Origin of the sequence: Brenneria sp. g21c3 (assembly GCF_040240345.1) — a bacterium.
Lineage (GTDB): Bacteria > Pseudomonadota > Gammaproteobacteria > Enterobacterales > Enterobacteriaceae > Brenneria.
In genome coordinates this window covers 337584-353048 of the sequence record NZ_JBEIAB010000005.1, presented here as the reverse complement: position 1 = coordinate 353048, position 15465 = coordinate 337584, and the positions used below count along the sequence as shown (strand labels likewise).

Here is a 15465-nt window from a genome sequence, read left to right as displayed (position 1 = left end):
CGTTATGAGTCATAACATCGACAACAAGAGGAATTCTTCGACTGTGGATGCGCTGAGAAATGTAGCCAGAGCCCAACCGCCCAGCCGCGTCAGACAGCGGCTGTCATGGGCGTTCACGCTGATTATCGCGGCTTATGTTATATGGTCAGTCAGCACCAATAAAAACTTTGAGTGGCCCGTGGTTTATCAGTGGTTCACTGAAAAAACCATTATGGAGGGCTTAAGCGTTACCCTGGGGCTGACGGTGGTTTCCATGGCGATCGGCGTGGCGCTCGGCCTGCTGCTGGCGATAGCCCGGCTGTCTTCGAACGTGCTGCTGAGCGGGCTTTCCGGCCTTTATATCTGGTTTTTCCGTGGTACGCCGCTGCTGGTACAGCTGATTTTCTGGTACAACCTCTCCACCCTTTTCCCTCGGGTATCGCTGGGCATCCCGTTCGGACCGGAGTGGATAAGTTGGAACACCAATGACCTGATCACGCCGCTGACGGCGGCGATTGCCGGTCTGGCGCTGAACGAAGCCGCCTATATGGCGGAAATCATCCGCGGCGGACTGCTGTCCGTGGATAATGGTCAGGTGGAAACCAGTCAGGCCTTTGGCATGAGCCGGAGCCGCGCGCTGCGACGGATCATCATTCCCCAGGCGATGCGCGCCATTATACCGCCGACCGGCAACCAGTTAATCAGCATGATTAAAGCGACATCGCTGGTCAGCGTGATTGCGATGGGCGATCTGCTTTACTCGGTACAGGCCATCTATAACCGTACGTTTGAAGTGATCCCGATGCTGATGGTCGCGGTTATCTGGTATTTATTTATCACCTCTCTGCTGAATATCGGCCAATCCGCCATTGAACGTTACTATTCGCGCGGCATTCGCCGCCCGGCGTCGGAAACCCGCCGCACCGGGCCGGCAAAAGCGAATGTGTTGAATGATGCGATCGGTAAGGACCAACCAACCCCATGACTAAACTTCATCTATCCGCCGAGGAAACCGTACTGACCGGCGATCGGCCGCTGATAAAGGCGCGCAACGTCCATAAGCATTTTGGCGATAACCACGTTCTGAAGGGCATCGATTTAGATGTCCACGCCGGTGAAGTGGTGGTGGTTCTGGGTCCCTCCGGTTCAGGAAAATCGACCTTCCTGCGCTGTATCAACCATCTGGAAGAGATGGACGAAGGCTATATCATGATGGGCGACGAACAGATCGGTTATCAACTGCGGGGAGGGAAACTCTATCCGTTGTCGCCCCGTGAGATCGCCCATCAGCGCAGCGAGATCGGGATGGTTTTTCAGCAATTTAACCTTTACCCCCACATGACCGTGCTGCAAAACATCATTGAAGCGCCGATTGGCGTTCATAAGCAAAACCGTCAGCAAGCGCGGGCCTATGCGCTGGAACTGCTTGAGCGCGTCGGGCTCAGCCATAAAGCGGACGCCTATCCCCGCCATCTGTCCGGCGGACAACAGCAGCGCGTCGCCATCGCGCGGGCGCTGGCCATTCGCCCCAAACTGATGCTGTTTGACGAACCGACCTCCGCGCTGGACCCCGAGCTGGTGGGCGAAGTGTTATCCACCATGAAAGACCTGGCGTTGCAGGGGTTAACCATGATTGTGGTGACGCATGAAATCGGTTTTGCCAAGGAAGCCGCGGACCGGGTGGTTTTCATGGATCAGGGCGTGGTGGTGGAACAGGGCAAGCCGGAGGATGTTCTGGTCAATCCGCAGCATCCGCGCACCCAGGCATTTCTCAGCCGTTTTATTTAACACAAACCGGAACACGGTGATGGAATATCGCCGTGTTTTTTCGATCGCGTCGACAAAACAAGTAAGAACATCCTTGGCTGGTTGCAAAAAATGTGTGATTAGTTACACATGTTATTTCCCTCCGGCGCCATTCTGCACATATAATGCGCATCCGGTTCATGAACCCAGAACAAACCAGATATCGTCTTTCTGGTATGGCATTTATCCTTCTAATAAAGACATGAAAATGAGTATTCGCGCGATCCTAACTCTGGTTGTAGCTGCTGCGGCATTCAGCCAGGCCGCCTTTGCCGTTGTCTATCCTCTGCCGGCGGCCAATAGCCGACTGGTGGGAGAAAATCTGGAAATTACTATCCCGTCGGACAGTACGCTGCCGTTGGAACATTTTGCCGCCCAGTATCAAATGGGACTGAGCAATATGATGGAAGCCAACCCAGGCGTTGACGCTTACCTGCCGACGCCGGGCAGCACGCTGGTTATTCCCCATCAGTTGATTCTGCCGAACGCGCCGCGTGAAGGCATCGTGATTAACAGCGCTGAAATGCGTTTATATTACTATCCCAAAGGCAGCAAAACCGTCGTGGTGTTGCCGATTGGCATTGGCGAGTTAGGTAAAGATACGCCGATTAACTGGATCACCTCCGTGCAGCGTAAAAAAGCCGGCCCGACCTGGACGCCGACCGCCGCGATGCATGCGGAATACGCCGCCCGCGGCGAAACCTTGCAGAAAGTGTTCCCGGCCGGCCCGGACAACCCGATGGGGCTTTACGCGCTCTATATCGGCCGTCTGTACGCCATCCACGGCACCAACGCCAATTTTGGCATCGGTCTGCGCGTCAGCCACGGCTGCGTGCGTTTACGGGCGGACGATATTAAATATCTGTTCGACAACGTCCCGGTCGGCACGCGCGTACAGTTCATCAACGAACCGATCAAGGCCACGGTGGAACCGGACGGTTCCCGCTATGTGGAAGTACACCATCCGCTGTCGCGAACGATAGAAGAGTTTAACTCCGACGCGCCCGCGCCGCTGACCATTAGCGCCAGCGTCGGCAAAGTGGTCGCCGATGCCAGCACCAATCAGAGCCAGCTCGACAAAGCGCTTCAGCTACGCAGCGGTATCCCGACCAAAATCAACGGACTGAGCGAAGAGGAGTCCCCGCTGGCGGCGCCGATTGAATCGGCCGATGAACCTGAGGCCGCGCCGGAAACGCCGTGGCAAGAGAATGTCGTTGAGGACAACGCGGCGCAAGAGCAAGATTCCCCGGAGCAGGAAAACAGCGACGCCGAAATGGATATTGCCGAACCAGAATCCAGCGCCAGCCATTCCTGATCGACGCAAGCTCCATCACCGACTCCCGCCCCTGCGAAGGGGAGAGTCGGGGTGGGGTCAATCACTGCGCCGACAGCGCCTGTTGCTACCCCCTCCCAGCCTCCCCCTTGTCAGGGGGAGGAGCTTAATCCCGCCCCTGCGAAGGGGCGGTGCCAAATCCAGAACGCCGGCTGCGGGCTTCAATAAAATTAATTGACATGTCATTAGTTGCATAGATAATTAGTTGACATGTCAATTAATAATCATATCCCCTAATGTCTATAGCGAAATCCTCCCCACGTCGCCGATTCGCGCTCCTGATGGGACATAGCACTCGTCTATGGCGTCGCGTTATCGATAGAGAATTACAGCCTTACGGGCTGACGCAAGCCACCTGGCTACCGCTGCTGCATATCTCCCGCTCAACGACGCCCATGAATCAAAAGGAACTGGCGGAAGCCATCGGCTTTGAAGCTTCCGCCGTCGTCCGGCTATTGGACAATCTGCAAAAGCAGGGGCTGATCGAACGCCGCGAAGGAGCGGACCGCCGGATTAAGGAAATCCATCTCACCCCGCAGGGCGTCGAACAGGTCAAAAATGTTGAGGACATCGCCAGGCAGGTGCGAATCAAAGCCTTAAACGGCCTCAGCGAAGAAAACATCGCCCAGGTGAATCAAGCCGTGGAACACGTCATCGCCAACCTGTCCGCTATTGAACGAAGCGATATATGAGCAGCAAATTTGTCCGTTCATTCCAGCATTGGCATCGCCGCCGCCGGATCATGCTGTTGTCCGGCCTATTGATCCTGACGCTCGTCTTGATCTGGCTGGTTTTCTGGCTGCACCAGCGCCTGACGCATATTAACGAGAGCGATGCGCATATCGTCGGCGAAGTCATCTCCCTCGCCAGCCGGGAAAGCGGATGGCTAACCGCGCGTCCGGTGATCGACGGCGATGAGATCAAAAAAGATCAGATCCTGGCGCAGATCGACGACCGGGACGCCAAACTTCGGCTGGCGGCGCTGGAAGGCAGCCTGGCCGCCGCGGATGCGCAGATCGATTACAGCCGGGCGCAGCGGGTATCCCGACAGGCGCCGCGCAATGACCTGACGGCGCTGGATCGGCAAATCGAGATGGAACGCCGGCAGCGGCTCGCTTTGCTGGCTCAGGCGGATCAATTGAAGCAGGACATCGCCGATCGCGCGCTGCGATCGCCGGTGAACGGCGTGGTGGATCGGACGTTCGGCAACGTCGGCGATTACATTCAGGAGGGGCAGTGGGTCATGATGGTACACGATCCCCTGAATCTGTGGGTTGAAGCCAATATCAAAGAAACGGCCATCGAAAAGGTTAAAGTCGGACAAAAAGTCGATATTGCGGTGGATGCCTGCTGGGCAGCGTACTGGGCGCGGGCAGCCTGAACTTTATCCGTCAGTTGGGGGGCGCGCTGGGGGTAAACCTGCTGTCGGTCTTTATTGAACGCCGCGGCGCCTTGCACGGGGAGATACTGGCTGAATCGCTGACTCGGGGCAATGCCGTCGGTACGGACGCCATCCGTCAGCTCAACGGGTTATACGCCCATTGGGGCAACCCGTTTGGCGAACCGCTCGGCGCCAATCCCGGCGTCATGGAATTTATGCAACGCACGCTGGCGTCTAAAGCACAGATGTTCGCCTATCAGGATGGCTTTTACATGGTGGCGATGTGCTTCTTCGCCGCGATAATCCCCGCGTTGTTTATTCGCGGCCGCGTCTCAAGATTGAAAGCCATCCCCGACGAGCGGTAATACCGTCATCAGGTTGCAGGCGGCTGCCTGCAACCTTCCGGCTTAAATCAATGACGCCTCTTTCAGCTCGCTCTTCAGGTAAGCGTAATAAATCGGCGCGGCAATCACGCCGGACAGGCCGAACGCCGCTTCGAATACCAGCATCGCCAGCAAGATCTCCCAGGCGTGGGCCTTGATGCGGGTGCCGACAATCTGCGCATTGAGGAAATACTCCAGCTTATGAATCAGCATCAGGTACACCAGCGCAATCAGCGCGATCGGCAGGGAGATGGATAAAGCGGAAATAAAGACGATGGAGTTGGAGATCAAATTGCCAATCACCGGCAACAAACCGAAAACAAACGTCAACACCACCAGCGTCTTAGAGAATGGCAGGTGAACGCCGAAACAGGGAAACACGCCAAGGATGAAAATGGCGGACAACACGGTATTCACCAGCGAAATTTTTACCTGGGCGAAAACGATGTTGCGGAATGACGCGGACAACAGCGCGACCCGGCGCAGCAATTCCGCCTTCAGCAGCGGTTTATCATCGTTATTTTCCACATTATACAAAGAGATAATCGCCCCCAGCACCATCCCGATCAGCATGGTGACAAAACCGTGCAGGAAGCTTTTCCCCATATTTTGCAGGATCGCGATATGCTGCTGTACCCACTGCAAAAACTCATGTTGCAGTTCTTCCACGCTGACCGGCAAATATCCCGGTAAATACACCATCAGTTGCTGCTGGATATCGTTGAGGATGTAGGCAATACGCGTATTAAATGCCGCGGTGTCTTTCATTTCCTGCATCAGCAGGCCCACCAGACTGCCGAAAAGCAGGCTCAGTAAGCTGACCACTAACGTACTGATAATCGCCACCACCATCCATCTGGCTCGTTTGCCGCTAATCACTTTCTGAAAATACGGCGTCAGCAGATTGACGATCTCATAAACCAGAAAACCGGCGATAAAACAAGCCAACAGACGCAAGGGCAACAACAGTAACAAGCCCCCCATAATAAAGAAAAAGCTCAAAAATCGAGCTTGTTTCAGATTCAGTAACTGCATGATGACGTCCTGTATACGTAAAACCAAAGCTAAAGGTAAAAATGCGGAAATACTCAATAAATTTCAGCATGAAAGGTATGGAACGAGCGGCGCGGTTTCGGCTGCGAGACGACTTATTCTTCGCGTTTTAGCATAGAAACGCCAGCGGGTTTTTTATTGGCCGCCATCCGCCTGCCAGTCGCCGCATATGAATATAAGCTTAAAACCCGATGAAGCAACTCGAGCATCGCCGCCATAGCGCAACAACAAGGTAGCTCGCCGCTTCATATTAGAATTAATTATCATTGCAGAGAGCATCGCCGCAGCGCTGGCGCAACGACATAAACGAACACTCACGGGCCGCATCGTTTTCAGAATGTTAGGGGAAGATGAAATGTTAATAACATGCTCTTTAATTGTATGCATATATAGCAATCAGGCGCATGTCAGCCATAATCCCCCCGGGGCGGCTTCTCAGAAATGACAAAAATTAACAATTGAGAAATCATACCCAACATAATTCGAGTCAATCGGGTAAAGGAATGTCGCCAGCGCAGTGCGGGTTTCGTGCGGACTAACCACCGTCGATTTCTGCGACCACGCCAGACGAGGCCCAGGACAGCGCGAGTAATATAGCCAACGCCCTGCCGCTTGAACTATCAAAGCGATAAAAGCATAAGAAACTCTCAGGGATGGATGGCCGTCACGCAATCTGGACGATACAGAAGCGCGGGAAGAATAATAAAGGTCTTCAGAAATCGATGAATACGCCGCATCCAATATTTATCAAAAAATGCTTTTTTAAAAAAACAGGCGACGGCAAACAACGCAATGACAGCTCCGCATTTAAGAAACTTCTTAACAAACAAATAAATCAAAAATAATTAATCATTTTTTAAAAAATTAACCTCAATATCGTCTGGCAACCCATCCTGTCTCTTCCTGGTTGATTATTTTTTGTCAGGACACGAATATCAATAGTCATTGGAACGGCTTTATGTCTCAAACCCGTTGGCGGATAAAAGTATAGGGCAGGAAACGATTAACCTTTTGCCGCGCTGCAAAGCGGATTAATAAGTCCTGATTATAGATTTCAGGCTAAAAAACGCTGACGTGAAAAAAAAGAAGCAACCATTACAATACCAATACAATTAACGTTACTGACATCACTGCGCATCGCATCTGACTTTACGCTTATCAGGAGAGCGGATTGCAGCGAGCGCTGCAATCACCGACGACAGGCGGGTAACCAGCAATGCTCCGCGCTTAAGAAACCAGGTCCGCGGAGGGCTCGTCCTGATTGAGGATCAACAGCGATAGCACGCGATTCCCAACATTCAGTTTGGAAAAGGATAACGTCCCAAGCCGCTTTTTCGTAAAGCCGTCGGACAACAGATCCGACACGACATGCGTGCTTAATACATTGGAGTCCATCATAAAATTTTGGTAAGCGAACTTCACGCTAATCGGCAGGACGTCATCGATAGAGATCGGGGTATTCATTTCAGTACGCAGCCCGAAATGCGCATTGAAAGCAGAGTTGGCGCAAACAACTTTGCACGACTCATCAATAACTGCGACAGCCCGCCGTTCATTCTGAACGGGTTGGCTGAGCATGCCTATGATCTCGTTCCGGCCGAATATCAGACTCATTATTTCCCTCTGCTTCATGTATCGGTAAAGGCTGACGACAAAATCCAAACGGCAACCGCCTAACGATAAGCACTCAACTCACCGGCATCCCCAGGGGTGCTCCGGCATAATGTAATTATCTAAGTTGTTTAGTTCTGAAAACCGGATCCTGCTGAATAAAAAACAAAAAATAAAAAGCGGATTTTCCTGTCCGATACTCAAACCATTTACATCTATTTCTAATCGATGGCTTGACGACCTTAATGAAGAAGCCTGAAATACATGCCGATTATCCATACATTTCGTCAACTGATAATCAGATAACTCCAAATAGCGACTCCGGATAAAAATATAACCTGAATAGTCATGTCACTATCGGCGGAATAAAGGATATCTTTATACGGTTTGATCGTAAAGGACGATCAAAACATTGATAACAATAGATGTAATCTATTGAAAACAATAGATTGATCGTTATATTCATAACACGACAGGGAATAATTCTTATAATTTTTTATAGTGTGACATATATCACCAACAGTAGCACCTCAAGATTTAGCAAGTGACTTATTTTCCTCAATTATTCACCTTATTCTTCAAGTCATGCCTTTATTGCTTCTGGCACATTGCGTGATCTGTCGCTCAAAAAAGAAACAAAGCTTACTTGTCCACTACCGTTAACCATTTGTTGACATATCCTTAACATGGTTAAGGAGAAGCGCACATGACTCAATATCATAAACACGCCATACCAGCCGCCATTGCGGAAAATGCCCTGATAAACGCCGACCAATATCAACAAATGTACCGGCATTCCATTGACGATCCTGCCGCTTTCTGGCGCGAACAGGGAAAAATTGTTGATTGGATCAAACCTTATCAGCAGGTAAAAAACACCTCATTTGATCCCGGTCATATTCGGATTCGCTGGTTTGAAGACGGTACGCTAAACGTGGCGGCCAACTGTCTCGATCGTCATCTGGCCGAACGCGGCGATCAGACGGCGATAATCTGGGAGGGCGACGACGCCAAAGAAAGTAAAAAGGTTACCTACCGCGAGCTTTACCAGTCGGTTTGCCGTTTTTCTAATGCACTGAAATCACTGGGAATAAAAAAAGGCGATGTGGTCGCCATCTATATGCCGATGGTGCCGGAAGCGGCGGTGGCCATGCTGGCCTGCGCCCGCATCGGCGCCGTTCACTCGGTGATTTTCGCCGGTTTTTCCCCGGAAGCCATCGCCGGGCGCATCATCGACTCCAGCGCCAAACTGGTGATTACCGCCGACGAGGGCATCCGCGCCGGACGCGTTATCCCGCTTAAGCAAAATATTGATGAAGCGCTGAACAATCCGGGCGTCGACACCATCACCAACGTTATCGTATTGCGCAGAACCGGGAAAGAAACGCAATGGTTCGCCGACCGCGATCGCTGGTGGCACGATCTGATCGAACAGGCCGACGATCGCTGTCCGCCGACGGAGATGAACGCGGAAGATCCGCTGTTTATCCTCTATACATCCGGTTCCACCGGCAAGCCCAAAGGCGTGTTGCATACCACCGGCGGCTATCTGGTGTATGCCGCGCTGACCTTCAAATACGTTTTTGACTATCATCCGGGCGATATCTATTGGTGTACCGCCGACGTCGGCTGGATCACCGGCCACAGTTATCTGCTGTACGGCCCGTTGGCCTGCGGCGCCGTTACGCTGATGTTCGAAGGCGTACCCAACTGGCCGGATGCCCGGCGCATGGCGCAGGTGGTCGATAAACATCAGGTTAATATTCTCTACACCGCCCCCACGGCGATCCGCGCCCTGATGGCGGAAGGCGCCAAGGCCATCGAAGGCACCTCGCGCGCTTCGCTGAAAATCATGGGTTCCGTCGGCGAGCCGATCAACCCGGAAGCCTGGGAGTGGTACTTCAATACCATCGGCAACGGCCAGTGTCCGATCGTCGATACCTGGTGGCAGACGGAAACCGGCGGCTTGATGATCACCCCGCTGCCCGGCGCCATCGAAACCAAACCCGGTTCGGCGACCTACCCTTTCTTCGGCGTTCAGCCGGCGCTGGTGGATAATCTGGGCAATCCGCAGGAAGGCGCGAGCGAGGGTAATCTGGTGATTACCGACTCCTGGCCCGGTCAGGCGCGCACCCTGTTCGGCGATCACGACCGTTTCGAGCAAACCTATTTTTCCACTTTTAAAGGCATGTACTTCAGCGGCGACGGCGCCCGTCGCGACGAAGACGGCTACTACTGGATCACCGGCCGTGTCGATGACGTGCTGAACATATCCGGCCATCGGCTGGGTACGGCGGAAATCGAATCCGCGCTGGTGGCTCATCCCAAAATCGCCGAAGCGGCGGTGGTGGGCATCCCGCACAGCCTGAAAGGCCAGGCGATTTATGCCTATATCACGCTGAATCACGGCGAAGAGCCCTCCGGCGCGCTGTATCAGGAAGTTCGCAACTGGGTACGCAAGGAAATCGGCCCGATCGCCACCCCCGACATACTCCACTGGACCGACTCGTTGCCGAAAACGCGATCGGGCAAGATCATGCGCCGTATTCTGCGCAAAATCGCCGCCGGCGATACCAGCAACCTGGGAGACACCTCGACGCTGGCCGATCCCGGCGTGGTCGAAAAGCTGCTGGAAGAAAAGCAGGCCATGAGCACCGCTTCCCAATGATCCTCCGACGAAACTCGCCCCGCCCGTCGTACGCGCCGGGTGGAGCGACGGCCTGACACAACGCTGCCCCACCAACAGATTACCGGAGACTTACGATGAATGACGCCATTTATCAACGGATTGAAAGTAACCCGCTGTTCAGAGAACTGGTGAATAAACGACAGCGCTTCGCCGCCTTGCTTTCCCTTATCATGCTGGCGCTTTACGTCGGCTTTATTCTGCTGATCGCCTTCGCGCCGGGCTGGCTGGGAACGCCGATAGCACCCGGCTCCGGCATTACCCGCGGCATCCCGCTGGGCGTAGGTTTGATTGTGACCTCCTTTGTGCTGACGGGCATCTATGTCTACCGCGCCAACGGGGAATTCGATCGCCTGACCAAACGGTTACTGGATGAGGTAAAGCCATGAATACACGTCTTATTATGCTGTTCGGGCTGCTCGCCTCAGCGCCGGCGGCGCTGGCCGCCGATGCCCTGACCGGCGACGTTCAGCGTCAGCCGCTGAATATTCAGGCCATCGTGATGTTCCTGCTGTTTGTCGGCGCCACGCTGTATATCACCTACTGGGCCTCCAAACGCACGCGCTCGCGCAGCGATTATTATACCGCCGGGGGGAATATTACCGGCTTTCAGAACGGGCTGGCGATTGCCGGCGACTATATGTCGGCGGCGTCCTTTCTCGGCATCTCGGCGCTGGTTTACACCTCCGGCTATGACGGCCTGATCTACTCGCTCGGTTTTCTGGTCGGCTGGCCGATCATTCTGTTTTTAATCGCCGAACGCCTGCGTAATCTGGGACGTTACACCTTTGCCGACGTGGCTTCATACCGGCTAGGGCAGAGACCGATTCGCAGCCTGTCCGCCTGCGGCTCGCTGGTGGTGGTGGCGCTGTACCTGATCGCCCAGATGGTCGGCGCCGGCAAGCTGATCGAACTGCTGTTCGGCCTTAACTACCATATTGCGGTGGTGCTGGTGGGGATCCTGATGGTGATGTATGTGATGTTCGGCGGCATGCTGGCCACCACCTGGGTACAGATCATCAAGGCGGTGCTGCTGCTGTTCGGCGCCACCTTTATGGCGGTGATGGTGATGAAAGCCGTCAACTTCAGCTTCGACGGCCTGTTTAAGCAGGCGATGGCCGTCCATCCGCAAGGGGCGGCCATCATGAGCCCCGGCGGACTGGTGTCCGACCCGATATCCGCGCTGTCGCTGGGGCTGGGATTGATGTTCGGCACCGCCGGCTTGCCGCATATCCTGATGCGCTTCTTCACCGTGAGCGACGCCAAAGAGGCGCGCAAAAGCGTGTTCTACGCCACCGGCTTTATGGGCTATTTCTACTTTCTCACCTTTATCATCGGCTTCGGCGCCATCCTGCTGGTCAGCGCCAACCCGGACTTTAAGGATGCGACCGGCCAGCTTATCGGCGGCAACAACATGGCGGCGGTGCATCTGGCGGACGCGGTGGGCGGCAACTTCTTCCTCGGCTTTATCTCCGCCGTCGCCTTCGCCACCATTCTGGCGGTGGTGGCGGGGTTAACGCTGGCGGGCGCTTCGGCGGTTTCCCACGACCTCTATTCCCACGTCATCAAGAAAGGGAAAGCCACCGAGCGTAATGAGCTGAAAGTGTCGAAAATCACCGTGCTGGTGCTGGGCATCGTCGCCATCGCGCTCGGCATTCTGTTTGAAAATCAGAACATCGCCTTTATGGTGGGGCTGGCCTTCTCCATCGCCGCCAGCTGTAACTTCCCGATTATTCTGCTGTCGATGTACTGGTCGAAACTCACCACCCGCGGCGCGATGGTGGGCGGCTGGGCCGGGTTGCTGACGGCGGTGATCCTGATGATCCTGGGGCCGACGGTGTGGGTGAAAATCCTCGGCCACGCGACGCCTATCTATCCGTATGAATATCCGGCGCTGTTCTCGATGCTGGCGGCCTTTATCGGCATCTGGCTGTTCTCGATAACGGATCGCTCGGCAAGCGGCCAGCAGGATCGCGCCCGCTTCCATTCGCAGTTCGTGCGTTCCCAGACCGGGGTCGGCGCCTCGCGCAGCGGCGCGCATTAATAAATGCAGGGCGCCCGGCATGCTTCACCGGGCGCCCTGTGTTTTGATGCGGTTATTTAAAGGTATAAGCTACCCCGGCACGCAGCCGAAGTTGCCGCTCGCTGGATTGGGAAGAACGATTGATATCGCCAAAGCTGATATAGGGACTCCACTCCTTTTTATCGCCCAGCGCATAATTGAACTGTAGCTCCTGTTCATAATTATTTTTCTTTTTGGCGAATAAGTTTTCATCGCCGTGCTGAAAGATAATCTTATAGGTGGTGGTCAGATCGCCGTTTCGATAACGTAAATAACCGTCTACCCGATTAACGGTGCGATGCTTATTGGTGGTACACACCGTCCCCACTTTGGTACATTCGCTGTCATGCGCATAATCGGTCAACTCCAGACGATATAACCCGCCGACCGACCAGCTGTCATTAATTTTATACCAGGGCGACACGCCGAATTTCCACTCGGTGCGAGTGGAATTAAACTCCGGCTGAAATAACGGCGATATCGTCCAGTTGCCAAACTGATATTTTTTCGCCAGCGTCATTTCCACCGCATTTAATACCGGATCTTTATAGGCCTTATCCTTAACGTTGGAACCGCCGGTTTTAAATTTGGTTTCCACCGCGAATGAAAAATCATTGGGAAGTTGCGTCGCCAGCGTCAGCTTATCGTAGTGCGTCCGATCCCGTAGTCGGTATTCATGCCGATAATCCATCGACACATTTCTTAATACCACATCGGCGCTCGCCTGCCCGACGAAAACCAGCGACAGGGAAGCCGCAATCAATGCTTTATTTGAATTTTTCATTATTATCTCATTATTAATAATTAATCGGATTTATCAGAAAACAGTGATTACTCTTCGCTGAACGTGACGATGTCATACATCAGGCTGCCGCCCTGCAATTTAAGCGAGATGCGATTATTTCCGTTGCGCAGTAATCCGGCGTCGACGGAAATTCGCTCGAAATGATAACGGCCGCTGTTTAACGCCCCGCGATAAATGGCTTTATCGTTCTCATATTTCAGCGTCGCCACATTTTTGCCATTAACCAGCACCGCGAGTTCAGGCGTGGTGGCGTCGGTCATGCCGAAATTACTGGCCGCGGCCAGAGCAATATTCAGGTAATAGGTTTTCTTTTCCGGCCGCATGGCGAAGCGGATATCCCATTTTCCCGGTTTGGTCTGGGCGTAATACCACTCCCGCTGATAGTCGCTGCGACCGATATCAAAGACCAGATCCGCCGGCACCGCATTTTGCCAGCGGTAATTACGCGCTTCGTTGCCGAAGCGGAACTCGCCGGCCTGCCGGTCAGCCTGGCCAATGGCCCAGATAACCGGCGCAGCGGCGGGGACGGATATGTCCGGCAGCCGTTGACTCGCACCGTTAATTTTTACCCTCTGCCGCGCCAGCACGCCGGGTTGCGTACCGCTATTGGCGTAGACGACCAGCTGATATTCCCCGCCCCGCACATGGTCGATGCGGAATTTCCCCTGACTGTCCGTGTCGGCCTGATAGGAATAACCGCGCGTCTGCAAATCAAACGGCTCGTCCAGGGATGACGAAAGCACCACCGTCGCCGGCTGTTGCGCATTCACTTGTCCGCTGACCTGGGTGCGATCCGCGGCATAACGCGCATCGTTCAGCCAGCGATAAGGCCAGGAGACTTTTTCCGTCGCCGACTGGCGTCGGGCGTCGGCGATCACCTGCCGTTCATCGCCTTGATTGATATACAGCAACCACGGGCCGTAGAATTTTTTCCAGCCCGGCGTGGCGATCATATCCGGCGTGCCTAGATGCGCGCCGGTCATATAATTGAGAATAATGGCGTCCTGATGAACCAGCAGATCCTGTTTGAGCGCATCGCCGGAAAAATACTCGGTATTGCCGTGAATCAGCCAGGCGCCCACGCCATGACCGAACACGCCCCAGAAAGGCGTTTGTCGCATATAACCGGCAAAATCATATTTGGAATACACATGGCCGTCAGGCAAACGCCAGGTTTCATCCTGCACTTTCGGTAATTGTTCAAGCTGGCGGTAAAGCAACGGCTTCCCCGTGCGAACGCCGTTATAGAGATGATCAAGCCGCGCCGGATCGAAACGGTATACGTTACGTAGTTCGCTGACTTTTACATCCTGAGCGCCGTTATTTTCCGCCACCACATAACTGTAAATACCGCTCACGCCGCGGCGAATAATCAGATGATATTCGAGGCGCAACAGCCCTTCCTTATCATCGATATAAGCAATATGGGCCATATCACGGCTATTGCTGATTACCTCGACTCGCTCGGGCGTGAAATCCTTTACCCCTTTAACGTAATAATCGAGATAAGCGCTGCGTGTCTTGCTGGGATCTCGCTGCGCGCCGGAAAGGTTGGCAATAATATTCACCCCGTCTTTAATGATGCTCGCCGCGCTGCCGTCCTCTCTGAATTCAACTTTCAGCGAGCCATTATCCAGTACCGCGTTCATACCGGAAACGGATAGCGATACGGCGTTATTCTGCGTGCCATAGCCATAGGGCGCCAGTACTGTACCCATTATTAGCAACAAGATGCTTTTCTTCACAGTCAATCCTCTTGATATTCAGCGTAACGGCCAAAAATCCCCGCGAAACGGCTTATTTTTTGAGGAACGCTCTTTTTGTAACCACGCTGGCGATTGGAAAAATACTGAATCATAAAAAAGGGACGCGCGCGTTAACGAAAAACAGTAAAAAAACTGTGGAATTAAACTCGTTTTACTGAAAACGCTAATATTAACATTCCCCGTACAGCCGAATTAAAATAGGGGATGTCCGCCTCGCCCACCTTCAAATTATTGCCATCGGGATATTTCATCAGGCAATAAAATGAAGATTGACCTGTTTTATCTCTCAGAAATAATCATTCGCACCTCAGATAAAAGACGTTATTTATCACCGTTAAACTATTTATTAATTATTAAAAAATTATCGTGCGCAGACAGACCGCTCTTTTTGCGCAGCGCGTACCCGATTTTGTTTCTCCGGCTTGGCCGCCGTTATTTATCCGTTATGGTGCTGAAAGAACGCGGATCGGCGCCGCTATGGAAAAGCGAGGCCGCGATCTGAAACTGTCATCGCTGAAGCGTTACGTTGAAGCCACCGGCGCTAAACTGCACCTCGAAATTGAGCTGCCCGACGGCACCCGCTACGGTTTTTCCGTCTGA

At 53.5% G+C, this 15465-nt stretch carries 13 protein-coding genes and 1 pseudogene; 10 read left to right on the top strand and 4 right to left on the bottom strand.

The genetic code is table 11. The features are described 5' to 3' along the window. Positions 1–4: 4 nt before the first annotated feature. The 6 genes from ABRZ28_RS10975 to ABRZ28_RS10950 all read left to right on the top strand — a co-directional run bounded on the left by ABRZ28_RS10975 (position 5) and on the right by ABRZ28_RS10950 (position 4864). Positions 5–964: an amino acid ABC transporter permease gene (locus ABRZ28_RS10975; protein ID WP_413556165.1), complete on the top strand. Its 960-nt coding sequence runs from the start codon at positions 5–7 to the stop codon at positions 962–964. Further along, positions 961–1767, top strand: a complete 807-nt coding sequence (locus ABRZ28_RS10970) for an amino acid ABC transporter ATP-binding protein (protein ID WP_319604249.1) — start codon at positions 961–963, stop codon at positions 1765–1767. The genes ABRZ28_RS10975 and ABRZ28_RS10970 overlap by 4 nt, the downstream gene beginning before the upstream one ends. A 226-nt stretch (positions 1768–1993) precedes the next feature. After that, entirely contained in the window at positions 1994–3100 is a 1107-nt protein-coding gene (locus ABRZ28_RS10965) for a L,D-transpeptidase family protein (RefSeq protein ID WP_319604248.1), read from the top strand. A gap of 299 nt (positions 3101–3399) precedes the next feature. Beyond that, a complete protein-coding gene (locus ABRZ28_RS10960; RefSeq protein ID WP_319604247.1) occupies positions 3400–3810 on the top strand; it encodes a MarR family winged helix-turn-helix transcriptional regulator in 411 nt (136 codons plus the stop codon). Continuing rightward, a complete protein-coding gene (locus ABRZ28_RS10955; protein ID WP_330520258.1) occupies positions 3807–4499 on the top strand; it encodes an HlyD family secretion protein in 693 nt (230 codons plus the stop codon). Before ABRZ28_RS10960 ends, ABRZ28_RS10955 begins: the two co-directional genes overlap by 4 nt. A 14-nt stretch (positions 4500–4513) precedes the next feature. Continuing rightward, the gene (locus tag ABRZ28_RS10950) at positions 4514–4864 is read left to right on the top strand and encodes a hypothetical protein (protein ID WP_319604245.1); all 351 of its coding nucleotides are present in this window, start codon (positions 4514–4516) and stop codon (positions 4862–4864) included. Positions 4865–4906: 42 nt separating this feature from the next. On the opposite strand, the gene ABRZ28_RS10945 is transcribed toward ABRZ28_RS10950, so the two are convergent. Beyond that, complete coding sequence (locus tag ABRZ28_RS10945) at positions 4907–5917, bottom strand: AI-2E family transporter (protein WP_330520257.1); 1011 nt, start codon at positions 5915–5917, stop codon at positions 4907–4909. A gap of 1245 nt (positions 5918–7162) precedes the next feature. Further along, positions 7163–7549 carry a transcriptional regulator gene (locus ABRZ28_RS10940; RefSeq protein WP_319604283.1) on the bottom strand — a complete coding sequence of 129 codons (387 nt, stop codon included), beginning with the start codon at positions 7547–7549 and terminating at the stop codon, positions 7163–7165. Positions 7550–8252: 703 nt separating this feature from the next. On the opposite strand from ABRZ28_RS10940, the gene acs reads away from it, so the two are divergent. The 3 genes from acs (at position 8253) to actP (ending at position 12276) form a co-directional block, all read left to right on the top strand. After that, the gene (acs, locus tag ABRZ28_RS10935) at positions 8253–10214 is read left to right on the top strand and encodes an acetate--CoA ligase (protein WP_330520256.1); all 1962 of its coding nucleotides are present in this window, start codon (positions 8253–8255) and stop codon (positions 10212–10214) included. A gap of 95 nt (positions 10215–10309) precedes the next feature. Then, complete coding sequence (locus tag ABRZ28_RS10930; RefSeq protein ID WP_330520255.1) at positions 10310–10621, top strand: DUF485 domain-containing protein; 312 nt, start codon at positions 10310–10312, stop codon at positions 10619–10621. Then, positions 10618–12276, top strand: coding sequence for a cation/acetate symporter ActP (actP, locus tag ABRZ28_RS10925; RefSeq protein ID WP_319604241.1), 1659 nt, complete (start codon positions 10618–10620; stop codon positions 12274–12276). The genes ABRZ28_RS10930 and actP overlap by 4 nt, the downstream gene beginning before the upstream one ends. A 52-nt stretch (positions 12277–12328) precedes the next feature. Here the strand turns inward: actP and ABRZ28_RS10920 are convergent, their stop codons facing one another. Together ABRZ28_RS10920 and ABRZ28_RS10915 are read right to left on the bottom strand one after the other, a co-directional pair. Further along, positions 12329–13078, bottom strand: coding sequence for an oligogalacturonate-specific porin KdgM family protein (locus ABRZ28_RS10920; RefSeq protein ID WP_330520254.1), 750 nt, complete (start codon positions 13076–13078; stop codon positions 12329–12331). Between the two features lie 47 nt (positions 13079–13125). After that, positions 13126–14844, bottom strand: a complete 1719-nt coding sequence (locus tag ABRZ28_RS10915; RefSeq protein ID WP_330520253.1) for a polysaccharide lyase family protein — start codon at positions 14842–14844, stop codon at positions 13126–13128. A 492-nt stretch (positions 14845–15336) separates the two neighbouring features. On the opposite strand from ABRZ28_RS10915, the pseudogene proR reads away from it, so the two are divergent. Then, positions 15337–15465, top strand: a pseudogene (gene proR / locus ABRZ28_RS10910) (transcriptional regulator ProR); the annotation flags it as partial.